This window comes from Microbacterium sp. USHLN186, from assembly GCF_037145155.1.
In the GTDB taxonomy this organism is placed as follows: Bacteria; Actinomycetota; Actinomycetes; order Actinomycetales; family Microbacteriaceae; genus Microbacterium.
The window spans coordinates 301,706-319,367 of the sequence record NZ_JBBCYA010000001.1 but is presented as its reverse complement, the minus strand read 5'-3'; the positions used below and the strand labels follow the sequence as shown (position 1 = coordinate 319,367).

At 69.9% G+C, this 17,662-nt stretch carries 18 protein-coding genes; 9 read left to right on the top strand and 9 right to left on the bottom strand.

The features are described from left to right. The first annotated feature begins 58 nt into the window (after positions 1-58). Positions 59-682, top strand: a complete 624-nt coding sequence (locus WFG93_RS01455) for a dihydrofolate reductase family protein (protein ID WP_336644539.1) — start codon at positions 59-61, stop codon at positions 680-682. Between the two features lie 15 nt (positions 683-697). Here the strand turns inward: WFG93_RS01455 and WFG93_RS01450 are convergent, their stop codons facing one another. The 3 genes from WFG93_RS01450 to WFG93_RS01440 are packed head-to-tail and all read right to left on the bottom strand — an operon-like array spanning position 698 to position 2,955. Then, entirely contained in the window at positions 698-1,540 is an 843-nt protein-coding gene (locus WFG93_RS01450) for a Cof-type HAD-IIB family hydrolase (protein WP_336644538.1), read from the bottom strand. Continuing rightward, a complete protein-coding gene (locus WFG93_RS01445; protein ID WP_336644537.1) occupies positions 1,537-2,385 on the bottom strand; it encodes an exodeoxyribonuclease III in 849 nt (282 codons plus the stop codon). Before WFG93_RS01445 ends, WFG93_RS01450 begins: the two co-directional genes overlap by 4 nt. Before the next feature lie 33 nt (positions 2,386-2,418). Then, positions 2,419-2,955, bottom strand: a complete 537-nt coding sequence (locus WFG93_RS01440; RefSeq protein ID WP_336644536.1) for a YbhB/YbcL family Raf kinase inhibitor-like protein — start codon at positions 2,953-2,955, stop codon at positions 2,419-2,421. 100 nt (positions 2,956-3,055) lie between these two features. On the opposite strand from WFG93_RS01440, the gene pyrE reads away from it, so the two are divergent. Next, the gene (gene pyrE / locus WFG93_RS01435) at positions 3,056-3,616 is read left to right on the top strand and encodes an orotate phosphoribosyltransferase (protein ID WP_336644535.1); all 561 of its coding nucleotides are present in this window, start codon (positions 3,056-3,058) and stop codon (positions 3,614-3,616) included. Between the two features lie 7 nt (positions 3,617-3,623). Here pyrE and WFG93_RS01430 read toward each other — a convergent pair whose 3' ends face one another. Next, the gene (locus WFG93_RS01430) at positions 3,624-4,232 is read right to left on the bottom strand and encodes a YdeI/OmpD-associated family protein (protein ID WP_336644534.1); all 609 of its coding nucleotides are present in this window, start codon (positions 4,230-4,232) and stop codon (positions 3,624-3,626) included. Continuing rightward, the gene (locus WFG93_RS01425) at positions 4,193-4,357 is read right to left on the bottom strand and encodes a hypothetical protein (RefSeq protein ID WP_336644533.1); all 165 of its coding nucleotides are present in this window, start codon (positions 4,355-4,357) and stop codon (positions 4,193-4,195) included. Before WFG93_RS01425 ends, WFG93_RS01430 begins: the two co-directional genes overlap by 40 nt. Positions 4,358-4,493: 136 nt before the next feature. Here WFG93_RS01425 and WFG93_RS01420 point away from each other — a divergent pair, with 136 nt between their 5' ends. The 4 genes from WFG93_RS01420 (at position 4,494) to WFG93_RS01405 (ending at position 8,820) form a co-directional block, all read left to right on the top strand. Beyond that, on the top strand, positions 4,494-5,543 hold the full coding sequence (locus WFG93_RS01420) for a LacI family DNA-binding transcriptional regulator (RefSeq protein WP_336644532.1): 1,050 nt from the start codon (positions 4,494-4,496) through the stop codon (positions 5,541-5,543). A gap of 88 nt (positions 5,544-5,631) precedes the next feature. Beyond that, on the top strand, positions 5,632-6,918 hold the full coding sequence (locus WFG93_RS01415; protein ID WP_336644531.1) for an ABC transporter substrate-binding protein: 1,287 nt from the start codon (positions 5,632-5,634) through the stop codon (positions 6,916-6,918). 94 nt (positions 6,919-7,012) lie between these two features. Further along, a complete protein-coding gene (locus WFG93_RS01410; protein WP_336644530.1) occupies positions 7,013-7,903 on the top strand; it encodes a carbohydrate ABC transporter permease in 891 nt (296 codons plus the stop codon). Further along, complete coding sequence (locus tag WFG93_RS01405; RefSeq protein ID WP_442928219.1) at positions 7,900-8,820, top strand: carbohydrate ABC transporter permease; 921 nt, start codon at positions 7,900-7,902, stop codon at positions 8,818-8,820. Before WFG93_RS01410 ends, WFG93_RS01405 begins: the two co-directional genes overlap by 4 nt. Positions 8,821-8,824: 4 nt before the next feature. On the opposite strand, the gene WFG93_RS01400 is transcribed toward WFG93_RS01405, so the two are convergent. Next, positions 8,825-9,427: a metal-dependent transcriptional regulator gene (locus tag WFG93_RS01400; protein WP_336644529.1), complete on the bottom strand. Its 603-nt coding sequence runs from the start codon at positions 9,425-9,427 to the stop codon at positions 8,825-8,827. A 2-nt stretch (positions 9,428-9,429) separates the two neighbouring features. Beyond that, positions 9,430-9,756 (bottom strand): hypothetical protein, encoded by a 327-nt coding sequence (locus WFG93_RS01395; RefSeq protein ID WP_336644528.1) that lies wholly within the window; start codon positions 9,754-9,756, stop codon positions 9,430-9,432. Positions 9,757-9,907: 151 nt separating this feature from the next. Between WFG93_RS01395 and WFG93_RS01390 the strand changes: the two genes are divergently transcribed. Further along, entirely contained in the window at positions 9,908-12,445 is a 2,538-nt protein-coding gene (locus tag WFG93_RS01390) for a rhamnogalacturonan lyase (RefSeq protein WP_336644527.1), read from the top strand. Between the two features lie 156 nt (positions 12,446-12,601). On the opposite strand, the gene WFG93_RS01385 is transcribed toward WFG93_RS01390, so the two are convergent. After that, the gene (locus WFG93_RS01385; protein WP_336644526.1) at positions 12,602-13,846 is read right to left on the bottom strand and encodes an Nramp family divalent metal transporter; all 1,245 of its coding nucleotides are present in this window, start codon (positions 13,844-13,846) and stop codon (positions 12,602-12,604) included. 43 nt (positions 13,847-13,889) lie between these two features. Between WFG93_RS01385 and WFG93_RS01380 the strand changes: the two genes are divergently transcribed. Both WFG93_RS01380 and WFG93_RS01375 read left to right on the top strand, forming a co-directional pair. Beyond that, positions 13,890-14,519 carry a TrmH family RNA methyltransferase gene (locus WFG93_RS01380; protein ID WP_336644525.1) on the top strand — a complete coding sequence of 210 codons (630 nt, stop codon included), beginning with the start codon at positions 13,890-13,892 and terminating at the stop codon, positions 14,517-14,519. 51 nt (positions 14,520-14,570) lie between these two features. Further along, entirely contained in the window at positions 14,571-16,286 is a 1,716-nt protein-coding gene (locus tag WFG93_RS01375) for an acyl-CoA dehydrogenase (protein WP_336644524.1), read from the top strand. Between the two features lie 46 nt (positions 16,287-16,332). Here WFG93_RS01375 and WFG93_RS01370 read toward each other — a convergent pair whose 3' ends face one another. After that, positions 16,333-17,661 (bottom strand): MATE family efflux transporter, encoded by a 1,329-nt coding sequence (locus WFG93_RS01370; RefSeq protein ID WP_336644523.1) that lies wholly within the window; start codon positions 17,659-17,661, stop codon positions 16,333-16,335. Position 17,662 lies beyond the last annotated feature (1 nt).

Sequence of the window (17,662 nt, the reverse complement as noted above, 5' to 3'; positions counted from 1 at the left end):
CGGCACCCGTCCTTCCCCGGGGTTTCGGTGTCAGCGGCGCCGGCGGATGATGGGCGACATGACCGGACGCATCATCATCGACCTCTTCACCACCCTCGACGGCGTCGCACAGGCACCCGGCGGGCCCGAGGAGGACGTCAGCGGGGAGTTCCCCTACGGGGGATGGCAGGCGGGCTACCCGAGCCGGGCGGTGGGGGAGAGCGTGATGGCGGGCATGCAGACCCTGGACGCCCTGCTGCTGGGTCGGCGCACGTACGACATCTTCGCCGCCTACTGGCCGCATCACCTCGACGGCCCGGAGGGGAGCATCGGCCGCCTGTTCGACCGCGTGCCGAAGTACGTGGCGTCACGCGATGCCGCTATCGATCTGGCCTGGCAGGGATCGCGCCGGGTCGGCGACGACCTGCCCGCCGAGATCGCCGCGCTGCGCGAGCGGCACCGCGACGTGCACGTGATCGGCAGCATCGACCTGGCACAGACGCTGCTCGCCGAGCAGCTGTACGACGAGCTGCAGCTGTGGGTGTATCCGGTGGTGCTGGGGCGGGGCAAGAGGGTGTTCCCTGAGGGTGCCGCCGCGCACAGCATGCGTCTGCTCAGCGCCGAATCCGGCGACGGCGGCACGCTGCTGCTGCGCTACGCGCCCGCGGCCGGCGAGGTCCGCACCGGCAGGGTGGGGGCGTAGTTCCGGTGTCGAGGGTCAGCCGGCCAGCACCCGCTCGATGACCTGCGCCACCCCGTCGTCCGCGTTCGATGCGGCGACCTCGTCGGCGGTGGCGCGCACCACGTCGATCGCGTTCCCCATCGCCACGCCCCGCCCGGCCCACTGCAGCATCTCCAGGTCGTTCAGCGCGTCGCCGAAGGCGAGCACTTCGCTGCGCTCGACGCCGAGCCGCGTGCACACCTGGGCGAGACCGGTCGCCTTCGTCACGCCCTGCGCCATCACCTCGACGAACGGCGCCCCCGACAGCGTGGCCTCGAATCCGGTGAGACCGAGCCGCTGCAGCGCGGCGAAGATCTCCTCGATCGGCACCGAGGCGTGCCGGATCACCAGCTTCAGGCTGGGAGCGCCGAGCACGTCGGCCAGCGGCACGCCGCCCATCGACTCCGGGTGACGTTTGTGATCGCTGAGCTGCGCGAGGCTCGCGTAGCCGTGCTGCGCCACGAAGCCCTCGCCCGCGTCGCGCACGCTGGCGAAAACCAGATCCGGGATGCTGGCGAGCAGCGCTTCGGCGAGTTCGCGCTGCACCCGTGCGGGGATCTCCTCGGCGAACAGGTGCTCGCCCGTGGTGAGGTGCACACCGTAGGCGCCGTTGCCGCACAGCGCCCAGTCGTCGAAACCCGCTTCGGCGGCGATCGGCCGCAACCCGATGGGCTGGCGAGCGGTGACCGGGATCGTCGCGATCCCGGCATCGCGTGCCGCGTCCAGCGCCGCGCGCGTACGCGCCGACACCCGGCCGGAGGCATCGAGCAGGGTGCCGTCGAGGTCGGTCGCGATCAGCCGGACGGGCGCCGCCGAGTGCTGATCCGATGGCAGGCTCACGCGAAGATCATCGGCAGGTCGTCGTCATCCTCCACCGAGCCGCCGAGGTCGAGGTCGACCACCACGGGGACGTGATCGCTGGGCTGCGCGCCCTTGCGCTCGTTGCGGTGGATCGCCGCGGCGGTGACCGCGTCGGCGAAGGCCTGCGAGCCGAGCACGAAGTCGATGCGGATGCCCTCGTTGCGGGGGAACTTCAGCCGCTGGTAGTCCCAGTAGGTGAAGCCCTCCGGGATCAGTGGACGCACGACATCCGTGACGCCGGCCGTCTCGAGCGCGAAGAAGGCCTCGCGCTCGGGCGCGGACACGTGGGTCGAGAAGCCCTGCACGATGGCGGGGTCGCCGTTGTCGTGATCGAAGGGGATGATGTTGAAGTCGCCGACCAGTGCCAGGGGCAGGTTCGGGTTCGCCGCGAGCTCGGCAGCGGTGGCGGTGCGCAGCGCCTCGAGCCAGTGCAGCTTGTAGTGGTAGTGCGCGTCGCCGAGCGAACGGCCGTTGGGCACGTACAGGCTCCACACCCGCACACCGTCGATCATCGCCCCCAGAGCCCGCGCCTCGAGCGGCGCGTCCGGGCCTTCGTGGCCCTTCGCGAACCCCGGCTGGCCGTCGAACGAGGTGCGCACGTCGCTCATCGGCAGCCGGCTGGCGATGGCGACGCCGTTCCACTGGTTGAAACCGTGCACCTCGACGTGGTACCCCGCCTCTTCGAACGGCGCGTAGGGGAACTGCTCGGGCTTGCACTTAGTCTCCTGGAAGGCGAGCACGTCGACGTCCTCGCGGACGGCGAAGTCGACGGCGCGGTCGACGCGCGTGCGGATCGAGTTGATGTTCCAGGTGGCCAGACGCATAGGTCTCAGCCTATTCGCGGCAGCGGACGGCACTCACCGCTCGGAGGGGTCGCCGGTGCCGATCAGCACCCCGCGGGCGAGGGTATGGAAGTGCCGGTTGAAGCCCAGCACGCCCGGCGTGGCGCCCGCCTCGAGATCGAGGTGGTCGACGTCGAGCGCGTCGACGACGAAGAAGTAGCGGTGGACGCCGGTGCCGGCCGGGGGAGCGGCGCCGATGAAGCGCTCCTTGCGGGCCTCGTTCGGCAGCACGATCGCCTCTCCCGGCAGGTTACGGGCGCTGCCGTCGCCGCTGTCGAGCCGGCGCACGTCGGGCGGGAGGTTGTACGCGGCCCAGTGCCAGAAGCCGGAGCCGGTCGGGGCGTCGGGGTCGAAGCACGAGACGGCGAAGCTGAGGGTGCCGGCCGGCGGATCGCTCCACTCGAGCGTGGGATGCCGGTCCTCACCGGCACGGTCGGACGACCACGTGAAGCCGGGCAGCGGGCCGCCGGCGGTGAAGTCGGGACTGGTGAGCTCGAGCGGCGCCACCGGGCGCAACGCGGCGAGCTCGGCGTAGGGATCGTACGAGAACATGGCTGACCTCCTGGCCCCCACGCTAGGCCAGTCATCGGCATCCGGGTAGGGGCGCGCCCGGCATCCGCTCCCGGCGAGCACCGCGAATACACTGGATGCCGTGACGACTCTCGCCGAAGACCGCCAGGCCCTGCTCGCCCTCATCAAGGACGAGGCCGTGTTCCACGGCGACTTCACGCTCTCGAGCGGCAAGAAGGCGACGTACTACGTCGACATGCGCAAGCTCACGCTCGACCACCGTGCTGCCCCCGCGATCGGGCGCATCATGCTCGATCTCATCAATGGCCACGATGTCGCGGCCGTCGGCGGCCTCACGCTCGGTGCGGACCCGATCGCCAACTCGGTGATGCACGCCTCGGTGGCATCCGATCGCCCCCTCGACGCCTTCGTCGTGCGAAAGGAGCCCAAGGACCACGGCCGCGGACGCCAGATCGAGGGCGCCGATGTCGCGGGCAGGCGCGTAGTCGTTCTCGAGGACACCTCGACCACCGGGCAGTCGGCGCTCAAGGCCGTCGAGGCGCTGCGCTGGGAGGGCGCGGAGGTCGTCGCGGTCGCGGTGATCGTCGACCGCAAGACCGGCGCCCAGGCGGCGATCGAGGCCGAGGGTCTCGAGTGGCTGGCGGCCTTCGACCTCGACGATCTCGGCCTCGACCCGCAGTAGCAGCGGCTCAGGGCCGCTTGCCCGCCGCCGCGTCGGCGACGATCTTCGCGATGCGAGACGCCCGCGTCGCCGGCCGCCTCGCGGTCGCGATGCTGGTGAGCCCGAGCTTCTTCGCCGACTGCGGGAAGGCGTCCCAGTTCCTGCGCGCAGCGGGCACAGCATCCATCGCCGTGGTGAGGTCCTCCGGCTCGATGCCCGCTTCCGGGCCGTCGAGCAGCGTCCACGAACCGTCGGCCTTGGCCGCCTCGATCACCCGGACGCCGGCCGGAGCCAGCAGCCCCGCCGCCTCCAGTTCGGTGAGGCGGGCCTTGTTGGTCGCCGCCCATCCGCTGCCGCGACGGCGCGGAGAGAACCACTGTCCGACCGTGCCGTCGTCGAAGGTGCGCACCGGTCCGTCGATCCAGCCGAAGCAGAGCGCCTGGCGCACGGCATCCTCGTACGAGACGCCGCCCCGTGCGGCGCGGCGCACGTGCAGCAGCCAGACGCCGCTGGTGCGTGCGTGATTCTGCTCGAGCCAGCGGCGCCACGTCGCCGAGTCCGGGACCGCGAGGCGCTCGCCGTCGTCGAGCGTGCCCATCAGCGGCGCGGCCTGCGGGGCCGGTCGTCGTCCTCCCACGGGCCCTCGTACCACTCGCCGGCGTTGTCTTTGCGGTGCGGCTTGATCAGGCGGATCGCGACGATGGTCAGCGACGCGAGGCCGATGGCGATCAGCACCAGGAACAGCAGATCGTTCTGAGACACGGTCGATCCTTTCTGCAGGCTCAGCCTACGTGCTGCGCCGACTCGCGCGGCTGCGGATCCGGCCCACTCGCGCGGCCGCGCATCCGGCCGACTCGCGCGGCTGGACTCGGCAACGTTTTCATGTCACCCTCCCCTTGTGAGCAAGAAGAGCGCGGACGGCGGTGATGCTGCAGGCCGCCCGACGATGAAGGACGTCGCCCGGCGCGCGGGCGTCGGGCTCTCCACGGTCTCGCGCGTGGTGTCGGGAAAGGCGGGGGTGAGCGCCGCCAAGCACGCGGCGGTGCAGGGGGCCATCGACGCTCTGGGATACAGCCGCAACGACTTCGCGCACACCCTGCGCACCGGATCAGCGCGCACCATCGGGCTGGCGGTGACGAAGATCTCCGATCCGTTCTACGCCCAGCTCATCGAGGCCGTCGAATCGCGCGCGCAGGAGCGGGACATGCTGGTGCTCGTCTCCTCGGCCGGCGACGACGCGGTGGAGAGCGAGCGGATGCTGCGTCGCATGCTCAGCCGCCGCCTCGACGGCTACATCGTCGTCGCGCACGAGGAGGTGGACCTGGCGTTCCTGGACGCTGAGCGGGCGGCCGGGACGCCCATCGTGTTCGTCGACCGGCCGCCGAGAGGGCTGCGCGCCGACCTCGTGCTCGTCGACAACGAGCGCGGCGCGGCCGACGCCGTCGCGCACCTGGCGCGAGCCGGGCACCGCAGCATCGCCTGCGTCGCGCACATCTCCGGGCGCTACACGTCCGAGCGCCGGCAGGTGGGCTTCCGCCGCGGTGCCCGCGAGGCCGGACTCGCCGATCGCCCCGAGCTGATCGTCGCCGTCGAGGACGAGGTGCAGACCTGTGTCGAGGCGCTGCGTGAGCTGTTCGCGCTGCCCGATCCGCCGACCGCGCTGTTCACCACCAACAGCCGCACCACCAAGGCGGTGATCGCCGCCCTGCGACTGATGGGCGTCGAGCGCGCGCTGGTCGGCTTCGACGACTTCGAGCTGGCGGGGCTGCTCTCGCCGCCCGTCACCACGATCGCGCAGGACCCGCGCACGCTGGGCGAGGCCGCCGCCAACCTGCTCTTCGAGCGGGTGGCGGGCCTCGCCGGACCGGAGCGGCACATCGTGCTCGGCACCCGGCTGATCGCGCGGGGATCGGGAGAGCGCGCGCCGCACGACGTTACGGGGTTGTGATCGCCGTTCGGTTGATTTTGGCAACGTTTTCAGATTGCATGGCAGCACACCCGCGGTCTCGCGGGGCAGAGTTCCAATGGAGGATCACATGCGCAAAGCGCTCGCAGCAGTCGCGGGTCTCGCGGTCGCCGGTCTCGTGCTCGCCGGATGCTCCGGCAGCGGGGACAACGGCGGCGCGAAGGGATCGGACGACGACAGCAAGGTCGAGGTCTTCACGTGGTGGGCCGCCGGTTCCGAGAAGGCCGGTCTCGATGCCCTGGTGAAGGTCTTCAACGAGCAGCACCCCGACACCGAGTTCATCAACGCGGCCGTCGCCGGCGGCGCGGGCTCGAACGCCAAGAACGCCCTCGCCTCACGGCTGAAGGCCAACAACCCGCCGGACTCGTTCCAGGCGCACGCGGGTGCCGAGCTGACCGACTACATCGAGGCGGACAAGCTCGAGGACCTGTCGTCGTTCTACGAGGACAACGGCCTCAACGACGTCTTCCCGGAGACCCTGCTCGACCGCCTGACGGTCGACGGCAAGATCTACTCGGTGCCCAGCAACATCCACCGCGCGAACGTCGTGTGGGTGAACACATCCCTGCTGTCCGACGCCGGAATCGACCCGAAGTCGGCGCCCGCCGACCTCGACGCCTGGATGGCCGACATGGACAAGCTCAAGGCGGCCGGCGTGCAGACGCCGCTCTCGGTGGCCACCGACTGGACTCAGGTGCAGCTGTTCGAGAACGTGCTGCTGTCGGTGCTCGGCGCCGAGGACTACCAGGGGCTGTGGGACGGCTCGACGAAGTTCGACTCCGATGAGGTGACCAAGGCGATCGACGCCTACACCAAGCTGCTCTCCTACGCGAACACCGACGGCACCGGTCAGGACTGGCCGGTCGCGACCGACATGGTCATCGACGGCACCGCCGCGTACAACGTGATGGGCGACTGGGCGCTGGCCGAGTTCGACGCCAAGGGCAAGACCTACGGCACCGACTACACCACGTGGCCGACCCCCGGCACCGAGGGCATGTTCGACTTCCTCGCCGACTCGTTCACGCTGACCGTCGGCGCCCCGCACGCAGGTGGCGCGAAGAACTGGCTGAAGACGATCAGCTCGGCAGAGGGCCAGAAGGCGTTCAACCTCGCGAAGGGCTCGATACCCGCGCGCACCGACGCCGACCCGGCCGACTACCCCGAGTACCAGCAGGGCGCGATCAAGTCGTTCTCCGAGGACACCGTCGTCAGCTCGCTCGCACACGGCGCCGCCGTCAAGGTGTCGTGGCTCAACGACATCACCTCGGCGATCGGGCAGTTCGTCTCCACCCAGGACGGCGACACGCTGCAGGACGCGCTGGCCCAGGCGCAGAGCAAGGCGCTCGGCAAGTGACATCCGCGTGATGCGGGGCGGCGTGCCGGCGCCGCCCCGCATCGCGCTCGCCATCAAGTGCTCGCCATCAAGTGCTCGCCATCAAGGAGGACCGATGCGCAAAGGCATCCGCAACTGGGGCCCGCCACTGCTGCTGATCTCGCCGACGATCGTGCTGCTGGGCATCTTCGTCTACGTGCTCATCGGCGTGAACTTCTCGACCGCCATGACGCGCGACTCGGCGCTGACCGCGTCGGAGTTCGTCGGGCTGCAGAACTTCACCGACCTGCTCACCGAGCCGCGGTTCCTGCACTCGCTGGCGAACCTCGGCGTCTTCACCGTCTTCTTCATGGTCGGCACGATGCTCTTCGGCTTCCTCTGGGCGTGGATGCTCGACAAGGGCGTCACCGCGGAGGGCACGTTCCGTTCCATCTACCTCTTCCCGATGGCGGTGTCGTTCGTGGCATCCGGTGTGGTGTGGCGATGGCTGCTGAGCTCGGCGACCGGCGACCGCGCCTCGGGGCTGAACCGGCTGCTCGATTCGATCGGCCTCGGCGCGCTGCAGAACGACTGGTACAACGCTCCCGGGTGGGGGATGGCGGCGATGGCGATGCCGGCGATCTGGCAGCTCGCCGGGTACGTGATGGCGCTGTTCCTCGCCGGCTTCCGCGGCATCCCCGACGAACTGCGTGAGGCGGCCCGCATGGACGGCGCCAGCGAGTGGAAGCTGTACCGCCACGTCGTCTTCCCGCAGCTGAGCCCCGTCGCGCTGTCGGCTCTTGTGATCGTCGCGCACATGTCGCTGAAGGTGTTCGACCTGATCATGGCGATCACCGGACCGGTGTACGTCACCGAGGTGCCCGCGACCTACATGTGGGTGGCCCTGACCGGCGGCGAATACGGCAAGGCATCCGCCATCGCCACCGTGCTGCTGCTGCTGGTGTGCATCTTCATCGTGCCGTACCTGATCTTCACGGCCCGCGCCGAGAGGAAGGCCCGCAAGTGAGCGTCGCAACCGGACTCGAGACCCGCAGGACCGCCGCGCCCTCGAACATCACCACCGGGCACCCTCGCCGTGCGCGCACCGGCCGCACCGCGAAGTACGCGCTGCTGCTGCTGTTCGTCGTGATCGTGCTCATGCCGGTCTACGTGCTGTTCGTCACCAGTCTCAAATCCCCCTCCGACGTCAGCGCCGCCACATCGTGGGCGCTGCCGTCGCTGTGGCCGTGGCAGGCCGACGAGAGCGGCGTCACCGGGTTCGACAACTGGATCAACGCCTGGGATGCGCTCGCCCCCTCGATCGGACGCACTTTCCTGCTGGCCATCCCCGCGGCGCTGATCTCGGCACTGCTCGGCTCGATGAACGGCTTCGTGCTCTCGCGCTGGCGCTTCCCCTACGCGAACATCGTCTTCACGCTGATCCTGTTCGGCATGTTCATCCCCTACCAGGCGATCATGGTGCCGCTGGTGCAGATGAAGACATCGCTGGGCATGCCCAGCAACATCCTCACGCTGCTGATCGTGCACATTATCTACGGTCTGCCGATCTGCACCCTGATCTTCCGCAACTACTACGAGGGCGTGCCCGAGGAGCTGATGGAGGCATCGCGCGTGGACGGCGCAGGCATGCTCGCCTCGTACTGGCGGATCATCCTGCCGCTGTCGCTGCCCGGGTTCGTCGTGACGATCATCTGGCAGTTCACCTCGGCGTGGAACGACTTCCTGTTCGCGCTGTTCCTCTCCGACGCCAACCAGGGCCCGGTGTCGCTGTCGCTGGTGAACCTGTCGCAGGGTGCGCAGCTGTCGAACTACGGCGCCTCGATGGCCGGCGCCCTGATAGCCTCGCTGCCCACGCTGGCGGTCTACATCCTGCTGGGCAAGTACTTCATCGGCGGGCTGATGAGCGGCTCGGTCAAGTCCTGACCGGTCAGGCGCTGAGCCAGATCGCCTGGGCTGCTCCGTCGGGCAGCTCACCCGGCGCGGTGATCTGCGCGCCGACCGTCACCCCCGCATCCTCCAGCTGCTGCAGCAGCTCGGGGTCGCGATCGCTGACGCGCAGCACCCGGCCGATGTGACCGGCGGGAGCGTCGGCGAGCAGCACGAACGGCTCGCGGTCGACCTCGCCCTGCGCGTCGGGGATGGCGTCGCCGTGCGGGTCGAATCGCGGCCGGCCCAGGCGCTCGTCGATGCCCTCCAGCAGGCGGTCGCTAATGGTGTGCTCGAGCACCTCCGCCTCGTCGTGCACCTCGTGCCATGCGTAGCCGAACTCGCGCACCAGCCACGTCTCGATCAGGCGATGGCGGCGCAGCATCTGCAGGGCGCGCGCGCGACCGGCATCCGTCAGCCGCACCGCACCGTACGGCACGTGCGAGACGAGACCGGCCGCGGCGAGCTTCTTGACCATCTCGGTGACGCTCGACGGGGCGACGCCCAGAGCGGCGGCGAGCTGCGAGGGGGTGATCGGCGCGTCCTGCCACTCGGTGTGCGCGTAGACGGTCTTCAGATAGTCGTCGAAGGCGGGGGATGCCACGCTCAGCCGCCCATCGAGGCGAGCACGTTGAAGGCCGCGTTGCCGGCGAAGAACATCACCGCGAAGCCCGCGATCGCGGCGAGAAGCGACAGGCGTCCGTCGTAGTCGTTCACCCCGCGCGTGCCGATCGCACGGGCGCGGAAGGCGAGGAAGAGCGTCAGCGCGCCGAGCGCGAGCTGCACCCACGGTCCGCCGGCCGGCAGCAGGTCGGGCAGGGCGATCAGCAGGACTCCCAGTGCTCCAGCGCCGAGCGCGAACCAGGTGCTCAACCGCATCGCACGGCGCGCCTCGGAGTCGTCGCGGTGCTTCCGAGCGGGGGAGGAGGGCATGGGTTCGAGCCTACCCGGGGGCGTCGGCCGGCCGGTCTCGCAGCGAGGTGAATCGTCTCAAAACACTTGACCCCCGAGAGTCGGACCGGTAGCTTCGTCCGAGCGTGGAAAGCGCTATCCAGCCGGGCCCCAGCCCAGAGGAGTTTCAACGATGAATCCCAGATCTCGAACATCCCGCACCGCTCTGGTGATGGCGACCGCAGCCTGCATGCTCGTCACCGGAGCCCAGACCGCAGCCGTAGCCTCCCCGGCCGGCGACCGCGCCCCATCGAGCGTCCCCCAACTCGAGAACCTCGACCGCGGCCTCGTCGCGGTCTCCACCGATGACGGCGTGTTCCTCAGCTGGCGACTGCTGGCATCCGAGGCCACCGGCGCGACCGACACCAGCCTCGCCGGCCCCGACTTCGCCATCTACCGCGACGGCGAACGCATCGCGCTCATCACCGACAGCACCAACTACGCCGACGACCAGGGAACCGCCGACACGGAGTACACCGTCGCGCCCGTCGTGAACGGTGTGGAGCTGACGGAATCGGCTGCCGTCTCGCCGTGGGCTCAGGGGCACTACGACCTGCCGCTGCAGAAGCCGGCCGACGGCGTGACGCCGGCCGGCGAGGCCTACACCTACTCCGCCAACGACGTCTCGGTGGGCGATGTCGACGGAGACGGGCAGTACGAGTACGTCGTCAAGTGGGATCCGTCGAACTCGAAGGACGTCTCGCAGCGCGGCTACACGGGCAACGTCTACATCGACACCTACGAGCTCGACGGCACGCTGCTGAACCGGCTCGACCTCGGGGTGAACATCCGCGCCGGCGCGCACTACACGCAGTTCCTCGTCTACGACTTCGACGGTGACGGCCGCTCGGAGACCATCCTCAAGACCGCGCCCGGCACCAAGTCGATCCGTTATGCGTCGGATGGCTCGGTGCGCAGCGAGAAGCACATCACCATGCCGAAGACCGATCTCAAGGCGGGCTACTCGAACGACGACGACTACCGCCTCAGCGCCGCCGACTACGAGGAGCACCTGGTCGAGATGTTCCTCGGCTGGAGCGAGCGCCCCGAGGTCGTGTCGGGTCAGTGGCCCGCGACCCTCGAAGAGGCGTGGGGCATGCCGGTCACGCACGAGTACCCGCTCAGCCGCGCGGATGCCGAAGAGCTGGCCGACACGTTCCTCGACGTGTACGCGCCCAGTCGCAGCAGCCGCAACGTGCTGCGCGAGTTCGAGGGCTTCATCATCGACGGATCCGAGTACCTGACGGTGTTCGACAGCGCAACGGGCGAAGAGCTGCAGACCATCGCGTACCCGACCGAGCGCGGCGACGACGGCCTGCTCTGGGGCGACTACGCGATGTCGCGCATCGAGCCGGGCAACCGCGTCGACCGGTTCCTCTCCGGCGTCGGGTACCTCGACGGGCGGCATCCCTCCGCCGTCTTCGCGCGCGGCTACTACACCCGCACCACGATCACGACGCTGGACTGGGACGGCAAGCGGCTGACCCAGCGCTGGCAGGTCGACAGCGGGCACGCGCCGATGACCAACCCGTTCAACGACTCCCCGCACGGGTGTGACGGCACCGATCCCGTCTACGGCGGGATCACGACGCAGGGCGATCACTCGCTGAGCTTCGCGGATGTCGACGGCGACGGACGGCAGGAGCTCGTCTACGGCTCGGCCACCATCGACGACGACGGCGGACTGCTGTACAGCTCGCACGACGTGCTCCCCGAGGGCAGCGCAGACCCGGGTGCCGATGTGCGTCTCGGCCACGGCGATGCGATGCACGTGACCGACATCGACCCCGACCGCGAGGGCCTGGAGATCTGGACCGCTCACGAGGGCGGCACGTCCGCGCCGTACGGGTCGGTGCTGCGCGACGCCGCCACCGGCGAGGCGCTGTTCGGCGCGTACTCCGGGCGCGACACGGGTCGCGCCATGATCGGCGACGTGCGCGCGGACGTACCCGGCATCGAGGTGTGGTCGTCGATGCCAGGTGGGACGGATGCCAGTGGCCTGCTCAGCGCGAAGGGCGAGGTGCTCTCGGCGAAGACTCCGGGCACGAACATGTCGATCCGCTGGGCGGGCGATCTCACCACGCAGATCGTCAACGGCAGCGGCGACGCGACCCCCGCGATCGACGACTGGACCCGGGGCACGCTGCTGACGGCTGAGGGCACGCGCACGAGCAACGGCACCAAGGGGAACCCGTCGCTGGTCGCCGACGTGCTGGGCGACTGGCGCGAGGAGCTGCTGGTGCGCACCGTCGACTCCAGCGCGCTGCGCTTCTACACCTCCACCGAGCTGACCGAGCACAAGCTGACGACGCTCATGCACGACGTGCAGTACCGTGCCGAGACGGCACGTCAGCAGACGACGTACAACCAGCCCGCGTACACGTCGTTCTACCTGGCGAGCGACATCGACTGGGCGAAGGTGCCGGTGCTGACGGCGCCGGTGACGCCGGCCGCGCCGAAGTTCAAGGACCGTCCTGGCACCGCCCATGACGAGGTGCAGGTGCCCAAGAACGTCAAGGGCGTCACGTACTACGTCGACGGGGAGCCGGTCACCTCGGCCAACGGCAAGGTGCGCGTCACGGGTGAGGTCACGGTGACCGCGGTCGCCGATGCCTGGTACCGCCTCGCCGACGGCGCGACGGCGCAGTGGACGGAGGAGTTCGCCCGCTGACCTGCCAGCCAGCCCCCTTCGCCTCTCACCCCTCTCACCCCTCGTCGAGAGCACGGGACCTCGCCGAGTGCACGGCCTATCGCCGCCGATAAGTGGTGCACTCGGCGAGACGGGGTGCTCTCGATGGGGCCGGGGGTGCGGGGGCGGGGTAGGGGGTCATCCGGCATTCGTGAGCACCAGCCACAGCAGCGCGACGTTGAGGGCGATGAGCAGGGCGGCGAACAGGACGCCGAGCAGCGTCGTCACCGTTCGATTGGCGTGCTCGCCGAGCGTGCGGCGTTGCGCGGTGAGCGCGACGAGCGGGATCAGCGCGAACGGGATGCCGAACGACAGCACGACCTGGCTGAGCACCAGCGCCGCCGTCGGGTCGAACCCGACCCCGAGGATCAGCAGCGCGGGGATGAGGGTGAAGAGTCGCCGCGCGAGGAGCGGGATGCGGATGGTGAGCAGTCCGTGCATGATCTCGGCTCCGGCGTAGGCGCCGACCGACGTCGAGGCCAGGCCAGAGGCGAGCAGGCCCACAGCGAACAGGGTGCCGATGAACGGGCCGAGGCTCGCCGTGATCGCCGCGTGAGCGCCCTCGAGCGAATCCGTGCCCTCGACGCCGGCGAGGTTCGCGGCGGCCAGCAGCAGGATGGCCAGGTTCACCGATCCGGCGATGACCATCGCGATCGAGACGTCCCAGCGGGTGACGGTGAGCAGGGTCCGGATCGACGGCACCCGCTCTCTCTGGGTCGCTGAGTCCGTCGGAGCGCCGAAGCGGTCGCGGGTCAGTGCACTGTGCGCGTAGATCGCGTGCGGCATCACGGTGGCGCCGAGGATGGATGCCGCCAGCAGCACCGATCCGCTGTCGGTGAACCGCGGCAGCATCCCGCCGAGCACGCCACCCGCGTCGGGCGGCGCCACGAAGAGTCCGGCGACGAACCCGACCACGATGATCGCCATCAGCCCGATGATGACGAACTCGAAGTGGCGCGGCCCGCGGCGCGTCTGCACCGCGAGCAGCGCGATCGACACGCCGCCGGTGATCGCCCCGCCGAGGAGCAGCGGGGTGCCGAAGAGCAGGTTCAGGGCGACGGCGCCGCCGAGCACCTCCGCGATGTCGGTCGCCATGGCCACCAGTTCCGCCTGCAACCAGTACGCCCGCCGTGCCCAGCGGCTGCGGATGCGGGCGCCGAGGATTTCGGGAAGGCTCCGGCCGGTGACGACGCCGAGCTTCGCAGACAGGTACTGCACCAGCCACGCCATCACGTTGCCCGCGACGACCACCCACACCAGCAGATAGCCGTACCTGGCGCCGGCGGTCATGTTGCTGGCGACGTTGCCGGGGTCCAGATAGGCGACTCCGGCCACCAATGCCGGACCGAGCAGCGCCGCGGAGCGCATCGGACTTTTAGGCATGCCTAAAAGTAGCACTTCCCCGGCGGCGGATACGCTGAGCCGAATGGAGGACTCGACCGCAGACGACGTTCCCGAGCGCACGACGCGCGGCGTCGGCCCCTGGCGGGGGGATCTGCCCACTGACGACCACTACGATCCGGAGCTGCTCGCGCACGGCGACACCCGCAACGTCATCGACCGCTACCGGTACTGGCGGATGGATGCCATCGTCGCCGACCTCGACACGCAACGGCACGCGTTCCACGTGGCGATCGAGAACTGGCAACACGACATGAACATCGGCTCGATCGTGCGCAGCGCCAACGCGTTCCTCGCCGACACCGTGCACATCATCGGTCGGCGCCGGTGGAACAAGCGCGGTGCGATGGTGACCGATCGCTACCAGCACGTCGTCCACCACCCCGACGTCGCGGCTTTCACGGCGTGGGCATCGGGGGAGGGCATCCCGATCATCGCCGTGGACAACGTCGGCGAGGCGGTGCCGGTCGATCGCGCCGATCTGCCGGAGCGCTGCGTGCTGCTGTTCGGGCAGGAGGGGCCCGGGCTCTCGGAGGAGGCGCTCGCCGCGGCATCCGGCCATGTGGAGATCACGCAGTACGGCTCCACGCGGTCGATCAATGCGAGTGCAGCGGCCGCGGTCGTCATGTACGAATGGTGCCGCCGCTACGCCTGACACGCAGTGTCGCGTAAACTGGGTCTCAGTCTCACGCGAATGGAGTGTGCCATGGCATCCGACTACGTCCCCCCGGTCGAAGACTACCGCTTCCTGTTCGGCGAGGCGTTCGGCGTCGACCTCCCCGCGCGCGCGACCGGTGGCGCCTTCACCGCCGAGGACGCGAAGGAGATCATCGCCGGAGCCGGCGAGTTCGCGACTTCCGTCCTGGCGCCGCTGCAGACCAGCGGTGATCGCGAGGGTGCGCGGCTGGAAGACGGCCAGGTGCGCCTTCCGGCGGGGTTCGCCGAGGCGTATCAGGCGTTCGTCGAGGCCGGGTGGGTCTCCGCCGAGGCGCCGGAGACCGCGGGCGGCGACGGTCTGCCCGGATCGATCCGCGCCGGCCTCGGTGAGATCTGGAACGCGTCCAACGCCGCCTTCGCGCTGTGCTGGCTGCTGACGGCTGGGCAGATCCACGCGCTCGACGCGGCGGCATCCGAAGAGCTGCGCGAGACGTATCTCACCAAGCTCGTCTCGGGCGAGTGGACCGGCACGATGAACCTCACCGAGCCCGACGCCGGCACCGACCTCGGCGCGATCCGCACGATCGCGACGCCGCGCGCGGACGGGTCGTGGGGGGTCACCGGACAGAAGATCTTCATCACCTGGGGCGATCACGACGTCGCCGAGAACATCGTGCACCTCGTGCTCGCCCGGACCCCCGACGCGCCGGCCGGTGCGAAGGGGCTGTCGCTGTTCGTCGTGCCGAAGTTCCTGCCCGACGCGTCCGGCGCCCCGGGAGAGCGCAACGCCGTCACCACGGTCGCGCTCGAGCACAAGCTCGGCATCCACGGCAGCCCGACCTGCGTGCTTTCCTACGAGGACGCGACCGGCTACCTCGTCGGCGAAGTCGGCGGCGGTCTGGCGGGCATGTTCGTGATGATGAACTCCGCGCGCGCCGGCATGGGCTTCCAGGCGACCGGCATCGCGCACCGCGCGTATCAGCAGGCCCTCGCGTATGCGAACGACCGTCGCCAGGGTGCGGTGCTCGACCGCGCTGCCGGCGCTCCGATCGCCGAGCATCCCGACGTGCGCCGGCTGCTGCTGTCGATGCAGAGCCGGCTGTTCGCGATGCGCGCGCTGGGCGTGTACGTGGGCGACCTGTTCGACCGGGCGTCGACCGATGACACGGGTGCGCTCGCCGAGTTCTTCGTGCCGATCCTCAAGGGCTGGGCGACCGAGGATGCCGTCGCGCTGACCAGCGACGCGATCCAGGTGCATGGCGGCATGGGCTTCATCGAGGAGACCGGCGTCGCGCAGCACTACCGGGATGCCAGGATCATGCCGATCTACGAGGGCACCACGGCAATCCAGTCGAACGACCTGATCGGCCGCAAGGTGATCCGCGACGGCGGAGCGACGGCCGAGAGCCTGTTCGCTGCGATCCTGTCGACGGCCGAGGCGCTGCGCGCGTTCGATCACGAGGTCGCGGCGCGTACCGCGGACCGCTTGGAGCGTGCAGTGGAGGCGGCGCGGCGCGCCACGGCATCCGTGATCGACTTCGGCGCGACCCGCGACGCCTACGGCGTCAGCGTGCCGTACCTCATGCTGCTCGGGACCGTCGCCGGCGGATGGATGCACGGTCTCGCGGTGAGCGCTGTGCTCGCGCATTCGTCGCCGGATGCCGCGGACGCTGCGCGTCTGGTGTCGGCCGACTTCTACGGCGCGCACCATCTGCCGCGGGTGCACATGCTGGCCGAGACGGTCGCCGCCGGCGAAGTGGGCTGACCCCGTACGCTCCTGCGCCTAGACGCTCGGCGACAGCGGGTAGCGGTCAGGCGGCGATGCGGGTCCACGCATCGGTGCGCACCCGCCAGCCGAGCGTGCCGAAGCGCGCCAGCAGGTAGACGCCGAAGAATGCAACGGCGAGCCACACGAGCCCAGCCTGCCCGTCGACGCCGGCGGTGGCGATGATCCAGAGCGTGGGCAGGAACGGCACCAGATTCAGCAGGCCGGCGATCGCGAGGTAGCGGGCGTCGTTGGCGCCCATCAGCACGCCGTCGAGCACGAACACCATTCCCGCGATGGGCTGGGCGGCGGCGAGCACGAGGAAGGCCGGCTGCACGAGCGCGCCGATTCCGGCATCCCCGGTGAACGCGACGCCGATCACGCCCGACAGGGCGGCGATGAGCACACCGACCACGACGCCGAACCACAGTCCCCACGCCAGGGTGCGGCGCAGGACGCGGTGCACGTGACTGAGATGGTCCGAGCCGAGGCTCTTGCCGATCATCGCCTGCGCGGCGATCGCGAGCGCGTCCAGCGCGAAGGCCGCGGTCGAGAAGATCGTGAACACGATCTGCCATCCGGCGAGTTCCCGCGCGCCGAGGCCGGTCGCGACGGCGACCGTGGTGAGCAGCGCGACGCGCAGGCTCACCGTGCGCAGGAACAGCCAGCCGCCGGAGCGTGCAGTGCCCCGAAGGCCGGAGCGCTGCGCCTTCATCGACGCGCCGTGGCGGCGGGCGAGACGGCGGATCACGACGACGTAGGCGGCGACCATGCCCCACTGGGCGGCGACGGTGCCGAACGCCGAGCCGGCGATGCCCCAGCTCAGGCCGTAGATGAAGATCCAGTTGAGCAGGGCGTTGGCGCCGAAGCCGAGTCCGGCGATCCACAGCGGGGTCACCGTGTCCTGCATGCCACGCAGCAGGCCGGTGGCCGCGAAGACGACGAGCATGGCCGGCAGTCCCCACATCGAGATGGTGAGGTAGGTGTGCGCTTCGGTCGCGACCGCCTCGGATGCTCCGAACGCCGCGACCAGCGCGGGCGTCGCGAGCGCGCCGGCGACCGCGAGCACGGCTCCGAGTCCGAGGGCGAGCCACATGCCGTCGATGCCCACCGACACCGCGTCGCCCGGCTTGCCGGCGCCGAACCGGCGCGCGACGGCCGGCGTGGTGGAGTAGGCGAGGAAGATCATCAACCCGACGATCGTCTGCAGCACGGCACCGGCGATGCCGAGGCCGGCGAGGGGTGACGTGCCGAGGTGTCCGACCATGACCGAGTCGAGGATGAGGAAGGCCGGTTCCGCGATCAGCGCGCCGAGCGCGGGTACGGCAAGCCGCAGGATCTCGCGATTCAGCGACGGTGATGCGGTGGATGCCACC

Bases quoted from the DNA above. Each gene is read 5' to 3' on its own strand.
- WFG93_RS01455 (WP_336644539.1), top strand. From the start codon at position 59: ATGACCGGACGCATCATCATCGACCTCTTCACCACCCTCGACGGCGTC.
- WFG93_RS01445 (WP_336644537.1), bottom strand. From the start codon at position 2,385: ATGCGTCTGGCCACCTGGAACATCAACTCGATCCGCACGCGCGTCGAC.
- WFG93_RS01440 (WP_336644536.1), bottom strand. From the start codon at position 2,955: ATGTTCTCGTACGATCCCTACGCCGAGCTCGCCGCGTTGCGCCCGGTG.
- WFG93_RS01415 (WP_336644531.1), top strand. From the start codon at position 5,632: ATGCGCAAAGCGCTCGCAGCAGTCGCGGGTCTCGCGGTCGCCGGTCTC.
- WFG93_RS01410 (WP_336644530.1), top strand. From the start codon at position 7,013: ATGCGCAAAGGCATCCGCAACTGGGGCCCGCCACTGCTGCTGATCTCG.
- WFG93_RS01395 (WP_336644528.1), bottom strand. From the start codon at position 9,756: ATGCCCTCCTCCCCCGCTCGGAAGCACCGCGACGACTCCGAGGCGCGC.
- WFG93_RS01390 (WP_336644527.1), top strand. From the start codon at position 9,908: ATGAATCCCAGATCTCGAACATCCCGCACCGCTCTGGTGATGGCGACC.
- WFG93_RS01385 (WP_336644526.1), bottom strand. From the start codon at position 13,846: ATGCCTAAAAGTCCGATGCGCTCCGCGGCGCTGCTCGGTCCGGCATTG.
- WFG93_RS01380 (WP_336644525.1), top strand. From the start codon at position 13,890: ATGGAGGACTCGACCGCAGACGACGTTCCCGAGCGCACGACGCGCGGC.
- WFG93_RS01375 (WP_336644524.1), top strand. From the start codon at position 14,571: ATGGCATCCGACTACGTCCCCCCGGTCGAAGACTACCGCTTCCTGTTC.